At 38.9% G+C, this 5,002-nt stretch carries 4 protein-coding genes; 3 read left to right on the forward strand and 1 reads right to left on the reverse strand.

Annotated elements, in window-relative coordinates; all coding sequences use genetic code 11:
* Positions 1-1,600 (reverse strand): ABC transporter ATP-binding protein (locus AC33VI_RS10135; RefSeq protein WP_491782141.1); only part of this gene is annotated, 1,600 nt, incomplete at its 3' end.
* Positions 1,601-1,834: 234 nt separating this feature from the next.
* Here AC33VI_RS10135 and AC33VI_RS10140 point away from each other — a divergent pair.
* The 3 genes from AC33VI_RS10140 to AC33VI_RS10150 all read left to right on the forward strand — a co-directional run bounded on the left by AC33VI_RS10140 (position 1,835) and on the right by AC33VI_RS10150 (position 4,799).
* The gene (locus tag AC33VI_RS10140; protein ID WP_491782142.1) at positions 1,835-3,094 is read left to right on the forward strand and encodes a M16 family metallopeptidase; all 1,260 of its coding nucleotides are present in this window, start codon (positions 1,835-1,837) and stop codon (positions 3,092-3,094) included.
* A gap of 135 nt (positions 3,095-3,229) precedes the next feature.
* Positions 3,230-4,177, forward strand: coding sequence for a glycosyltransferase family 2 protein (locus AC33VI_RS10145; RefSeq protein WP_491782143.1), 948 nt, complete (start codon positions 3,230-3,232; stop codon positions 4,175-4,177).
* A gap of 127 nt (positions 4,178-4,304) precedes the next feature.
* Positions 4,305-4,799, forward strand: a complete 495-nt coding sequence (locus tag AC33VI_RS10150) for a GAF domain-containing protein (RefSeq protein WP_491782144.1) — start codon at positions 4,305-4,307, stop codon at positions 4,797-4,799.
* Positions 4,800-5,002 lie beyond the last annotated feature (203 nt).

The raw sequence follows: 5,002 nt of genomic DNA on the forward strand, positions 1-5,002 counted from the left end.
ATTCGTAATCTAAGCTAGAAGTTGCTTCGTCAAAAATTAAAATATCTGGATCGACAACTAACGCCCTAGCAATACCCAAACGTTGTTTTTGTCCTCCTGAAAGTCTGACACCACGCTCTCCCACCACAGTTAGATAACCTTTGGGCAGTTCGTGAATAAATTCGTCTACTCTAGCAATTTGACAAGCTTCTTTCACTTTTTCTCTGGCTACATTTGGGTTGCCATAGGTGAGGTTATCCCAGACTGTGCCGTTAAAAATATCCACATCTTGATGGACGATTGCCAAACGACGGCGGTAACGGGCAGTATCTAAAGTATTGATGTTTTCTCCATCGACGGTAATTGCTCCTTGTTGGGGTTCAAAATAGCGGAATAGAAGTTTGACTAAAGTAGATTTTCCCGAACCAGAACGACCTACTAGAGCTACAGTTTGATAGGGTTCTACTAGTAGATTGATATCTTGTAAGATCGGGCGATCGCAGTCGTAACCGAAGCTAAGATTTTGGAATTCTAGTTTGCCCGTAAATTTGTAAGGATTATCATCTATTCCTTCTAGATTTAAGCTAGCAGCATCTGCCCCCGATTCTAGCTGCATAAAGTCGTGCAATCTTCTCATGGAAGCATAGCGACGGGCAAATATTTCTGCTAATTGACTGATGGGTTCTAGTTCCGCATAAGCCATGCTAGAAATGGTTAGGGTGGTGATGAAATGTCCTAGAGTAATGTTGCCTCGAACTGTAGAAATTAAAGTAAACAACAGTACCAGAAAGACGCAGGTTTGAATCACAGTACGCGACCAAGTAATTAGATTTACATAGCCTTTGTGGATGCGATAGGTAACGTATCGATACTCGCGATCGAATCTGCGTTGTTGCCGTTGATATTCGCGATCTTCAGCCGCAAAAGATTTAACGGTTTTGATATTAGTAATAATCTCTGAAGTACGGCTTTCGGTGTTTTCCTGGTGCTTTTCCAGTAACTCTTCTTTGGCAATTAAGATTTTGAGATGTTTGAGACTGTAACCCAAAATTAAAATAAAGGAAATCAGAAAAGCGATCGCAATAGGTGGTTCGATCAAAAGAATCATCGCAAAAATACCCAAAATCCTGGCTAGCTTGGGAATTAATTGCCCAGCAATATCGGGATAAGTCCAGGTGTGATTCTCGATACCTCTAGCGATTCTACCTGCAATGCGCCCAGGATTATTTTCGTCATAATAACCCAAGGGAAGGGTCAAAATTTTGGCAACGATCTTACTAAAATGATCTCTTCTGGCTTCTAAAGCGATCGCCCAATGATACCAAACCCCAATCCAAGGCTGAATCGGCGATCGCACTACAGTAACGATAAACACTATTCCCAGCAAGACTCCCAAGGATAACCATTTACCTTCAGGAAAGTTACCGATATTGCCAACTGCATTAATTAAAAGATTCAACCAACCATCTAAAGGCTGATTGGATAATACATTGAGAATCTGACCGATACAGTAGGGAACTACCAGATCGATAATTTCAAACAGACAGGAAGCAGCGATACTAAAAATAGCGATCGCTTTATATTTGCGAAAGTAACCAACAACGTCACGAAAAGAAGCCATTTCTTTGAGTAATGAGTGAGAAGTAAAAAGTAATGAGTAATAGCTACGCCTTATCCTGATATGGGAAGTAAAGATAAGGAAGCCACCCTAATGATTTAAAGAGCGATCGTCGCTCAACAGCGATTATGGTTAAATGCTCAATGATTCTTTAGCCTTAAAACAGAAAAACTGCTTAGATATATAGATATGCTTAAATCGGCTAATTAAAATAATCTCATCAGTCAAAAATTTATAATGTCTTCTAACTCCACTATAACTATTCCTAACTTACATCGCTTAGTTCTTGATAATGGTATTACTTTAATTGTTGTCGAAAACCAAGCAGCAGACATCATTTCAGGTCGTTTTTTCTTTAAGGGTGCGGGGACAATTATCGAGAAAAGAGAACAAGCAGGATTGACTCATTTAGTTTCGGCGGTAATTACCAAAGGAACGGAAAAACTATCTGCATTAGAAATTGCCGAAAAAATTGAATCGATTGGTGCGGGGTTGGGTGCGGATGCTTCTACGGATTATTTTGCTCTTAGCCTAAAGACTGTCTCGGCTGATTTTCCTGAAATATTAGAGCTTTTAGGAGCAATAATGCGATCGCCTACTTTTCCCGAAGCTGAAGTGGAATTAGAACGCAAACTAACTTTACAAGGAATTAAATCTCAAAAAGAACAGCCCTTTAATGTGGCTTTCAATCAACTGCGCCAGCAGATGTATCCCCAGCATCCTTACGGAGTTTCAGTTTTGGGTACAGAAACTAGCGTCGCTGAGTTGAGTCGAGAAGATCTGCAACAATACCATCAAACTTATTTTCGCCCAGACAATTTAGTAATCAGCTTATCTGGGCGCATTACCAAAGAACAAGCAGTTAAATTTATTAATGATGTTTTTGGCGATTGGCAAAATCCCCATTCTCCCCTACCCACTTCTAACCTAGTTTCTCCGACGGTTAATCCTTCCGAAGCCACGATTATCCAAGATACGCAGCAATCTATCGTCATGTTGGGTTACTTGGGTACAAAAGTAGATAGTCCAGACTATGCCGTCTTAAAATTAATTAGTACTTATCTAGGCAATGGACTTTCCAGCCGTTTATTTGTCGAATTGCGCGAAAAAAGAGGACTTGCTTACGATGTCTCGGCATTTTTCCCCACTCGTCTCGATAACGCACCTTTTGTCACTTATATGGGAACAGCACCTACCAATACCGAAATTGCGATCGAAGGTTTGAGTTCGGAAGTAAAACGTCTTACAGAAACAACTTTAAGCGAAGAAGAAATACAAGGAGCAAAAAACAAATTTTTGGGACAATATGCTCTTGGCAAACAAACTAACGGGGAAATTGCCCAAACCTATGGTTGGTATGAAACTTTAGGCTTAGGGTTGGAATTCGATCGCCATTTTCAAGCTGCTATTCCTCCCATTACCTCAGAACTTATTCAAGAGGTAGCCAATCGTTATTTAAGCAAGCCCTATCTTTCTCTAGTCAAACCAGAAGTGTAAGTAGCAGCCTAAGTTGCTTCAATCTTTAAATTTTTTGTCCTTGTATCTTAAAAAAAAATCATGTTAAATTTGGTGGCATATATAACTAAGATCTTAAGATCCATTTAGCTTTAACAACCCCAAGTCCAATCGAATATGTTAATTTCCATTTGTGTAATTACCTTTAAACGTCCAGAAGGCTTAAAACGTCTATTAGAAGCTCTGAATAAATTAACATTTCAAGAGATAGAACGTCCTGAAATTGAAGTAATTGTTGTAGACAACGATACTTGTGGGGTAGCAATTCGAGTCTGCGAAGAAATAAATTCAGATTTTCAATGGTCGCTTAAAACAGACGTACAGCCTCAAAGAGGAATTACTTATGCCCGCAATAAATCTGTTAGTTTGGCAGATAAAAAAGCTGATTTTATTGCAATTCTTGATGATGATGAAGTACCCGAACCATCTTGGTTAGAAAAATTACTTTTAGTGCAGCAAAAATACGAGGCAGATGTAGTTACAGGGCCAGTTTTACCTCATTTTCAAGCATCGAATGTTCCTAATTGGGTAACTAAAGGACAATTTTTTGATACTCCTCGATTCCAGACGGGAGAAGAACGTCACGTTGCTTTTACTAATAACGTAATGGTCAAAGGTGAAATCGTTCGCCAGTACGACCGCCTATTTGACGATCGCTTTGCCATTACAGGAGGAGAAGATTCCTATCTGTTCTTAAATCTCAGTAAGACAGGTTATAAAATTATTTGGGCTGATGAAGCGATTGTTTATGATTGGGTTCCCCCTTCGAGAACCAACCTTAAATGGATTTTAGCTAGAGGATATCGTACTTGGGGTACTCACAGCCTAATTGAAAAAGAATTATATCCTTCTATTGAGGTGCAGTTACTGAGAATGCTTAAAGGCATCGCTCTAATTCTGATGGGAATTTTAAAGCTAATTCCCGCATCAATTCAAGGGAAAAGCGCGATCGTTGACGCTTTACTGCATATATATCGCGGTGCTGGTACTTTTGCTGGTTTGCTAGGAATAAATTATCAAGAATATAAAAACGTCCATACCGATTTGGGTATTAGTAAACCATAGTTTTAAGTCACAGTTAAAAATCAGGAAAAAACTTGAAGAATTTGTAGCAAGAAAGCAATAAAACTATACATTCTTTTAGAATCTTAAGGCAAAGTTGTAGATTGCTATTGTAAATATTTTTATTTTTATGTCCGATCCTGGTTTAAAAAAGCTATTGCATCGTTTGTCCAAAAATCTAACAGAAGATCGGTTAGTTAGCAGTGTAACTGATAGTGTTAGAAAGCAACTTGGTGTCGATCGCGTAGTTTTATATTATTTTTATCGTCAATGGGAAGGAAGAGTAACTTTTGAATCTTTGAGTAGCAGTCGTTATTCTATCTTTGGTTCTACAGGGCCAGATGAATGCTTCAATGGAGAATACGCTGAACTATATCTTCAAGGAAGAGTTCGGGCAATTTCTAATATTTCTACTGCCTCAATTGCTGAATGCCATCGCGATTTTTTGCAGGATCTGGAAGTGAAGGCGAATTTAGTCGTTCCCATACTAACTAAAGTAGGACTGTGGGGATTACTCGTCGCCCATCATTGTCAAAGTTCCTTTGATTGGTCTGACGAAAATATTCAAGTTATGCAAGCAGGGGCAAAACAACTGGCTGAAGCCAGAAGTATTCAGGAGATGTAGTGGTTCTAATTGTTGTATTAAGAAACGATCGCCTGAATAACAAGCGATCGCTTTTTATTTAAACCTGGAATAAAGTAAAGAAATTACTTAAAAACCATCAACTTCAATACCAGGTAAAGCATCCAACTGAGCATCAGAGAGAGGATTGCCACCAAAATCATCGTACTGTTGAATCAATGCCGAAGCAAAAGGCGCATTATAAC

The sequence above is a fragment of the Waterburya sp. genome, assembly GCF_058530065.1.

Bases quoted from the DNA above. Each gene is read 5' to 3' on its own strand.
- AC33VI_RS10140 (WP_491782142.1), top strand. From the start codon at position 1,835: ATGTCTTCTAACTCCACTATAACTATTCCTAACTTACATCGCTTAGTT.
- AC33VI_RS10145 (WP_491782143.1), top strand. From the start codon at position 3,230: ATGTTAATTTCCATTTGTGTAATTACCTTTAAACGTCCAGAAGGCTTA.
- AC33VI_RS10150 (WP_491782144.1), top strand. From the start codon at position 4,305: ATGTCCGATCCTGGTTTAAAAAAGCTATTGCATCGTTTGTCCAAAAAT.